This is a genomic window from Methylibium sp. T29 (genome assembly GCF_000576205.1).
GTDB classification, from domain to species: domain Bacteria; phylum Pseudomonadota; class Gammaproteobacteria; order Burkholderiales; family Burkholderiaceae_C; genus Methylibium; species Methylibium petroleiphilum.
In genome coordinates this window covers 1-1,676 of sequence record NZ_AZND01000443.1, presented here as the reverse complement: position 1 = coordinate 1,676, position 1,676 = coordinate 1, and the positions used below count along the sequence as shown (strand labels likewise).

General features: G+C 73.7%; 2 protein-coding genes. Both read left to right on the top strand.

Features of this window, described 5'->3' with window-relative positions; genetic code table 11:
- Positions 1 to 899, top strand: an 899-nt coding sequence (locus tag x551_RS21865) for a DUF2868 domain-containing protein (RefSeq protein ID WP_152543631.1), incomplete at its 5' end; no start/stop codon positions are given.
- Positions 896 to 1,676: GTPase domain-containing protein (locus x551_RS21860; RefSeq protein ID WP_216701358.1), on the top strand; the 781-nt coding region annotated here is incomplete at its 3' end. The genes x551_RS21865 and x551_RS21860, both read left to right, overlap by 4 nt.

Here is a 1,676-nt window from a genome sequence, read left to right as displayed (position 1 = left end):
CGGCGCTGCACGGCGCCCGGATCGCCACGGTGCTGCACGCAGCCGCGGCCGCATTCGCGATCGGCGCGCTGGCCGCGCTCTACCTGCGCGGCATCGCCTTCGAGTACCGCGCCGGCTGGGACAGCACCTTCTTGACTGCGCAGCACGTGCAGCAGTGGCTGGGCCTCGTGCTCGGGCCGGCCTCGGCGCTGTCGGGCCTGGCGCTGCCCGACGCGGCACAGCTCGCGAGCCTGCGTTTCTCGGTCGGGCCGGGTGAGAACGCCGCGCGCTGGATCCACCTGTACGCGCTGACGATCGCGCTGGCCGTGCTGCTGCCGCGCACCGCGCTCGCGCTGTCGGCCGCCTGGCAGGCGCACCGCCTGGCGCAGCACCTGCCGCTGCTGCTGGACGAGCCCTATTACCAGCGCCTGCTGCCGGCCCGTGACGGAGAACGCCGTGCCGTGCAGGTCCTGCCCTACAGCTATGCGCTGCCGCCAGCCCTGCAGCCCGCGCTGCGTGCCGCGCTGGAAAGCGGCCTGGGCCCGCGGCTGGACCTGCGCCTGAACGACAGTGTCCCGCTCGGCGGCGAGGACGAGCTCGCGACCCTGTCGCTGCCGCCGTCGCCCGGCGCGGTCGTCGTGGTGCTGTTCGCGCTGACTGCGACGCCGGAGCGCGAGACCCACGGCGCCTTCGTGCAGGCGCTCGCCGCGCGGGCGCCTGCCGGTCAACAGCTGGTGGTGCTGGTCGACGAATCGGGTTTCCGGGCCCGCTTCGGCGGCGCCGACGGCGCCGCGCGACACGAGCAGCGGCGCACGGCCTGGCGGCAGATGCTGGGCGAGCTGGGGCAAACGCCGGTGTTCGTCGACCTGTCCGCGCCGGACCTGCAGGTGCTCGAAGCGGACAAGGGGCTGCAGGCATGAGCGCGGACGCGAGCGCCGTCACCGTGGCGCTGAGCCTCGTGTCGCACACCAACGTGGGCAAGACCACGCTGGCGCGCAGCCTGCTCCGGCGCGACATCGGCGAAGTGCGCGACGAGGCGCACGTGACGCAGAGCGCCGAGCCGCACACGCTGGTCGAGTCGCCCACCGGCGACCGCCTGCTGCTGTGGGACACGCCCGGCTTCGGCGACAGCGCGCGGCTCGCGAAACGGCTCGCGCAGGCCGGCAACCCGATCGGCTGGTTCCTGAGCGAGGTCTGGGACCGCTTCCGCGACCGCGCCTTCTGGTCCAGCCAGCGCGCGGTGCGCAACGTGCTCGAGCAGGCCGATGCGGTGCTCTACCTCGTCAACGCTTCCGAGTCGCCGCAGGACGCCGGCTACCTCGACGCGGAGCTGCGGGTGCTGGAGCTGATCGACAAGCCGGTGCTGGTGCTGCTCAATCAGTTGGGCCGGCCGCAACCGCCGCAGGCCGAAGCCGCGGAACTGCAGCGCTGGCGAGAGCGGGTGCAACCGTTCAGCTGTGTGCGCGAGGTGCTCGCACTCGACGCTTCGTGCGCTGCTGGGTCCAGGAAGGCAGGCTGCTGCAGGCCGTGGGAGCAGCACTGCCGGCGGCACGGCAGGCCGCGTTCGAACGCCTGCGCACCGCCTGGGACGAACGCGGACGGGCCACCTGGTCGGCAGCCATGGAGGTGCTGGCCGAGCGGCTGGCGCGCGCTGCGTTCGACCGCGAACCGGTGGTCGAGGCCGGCTGGAGCGGCCG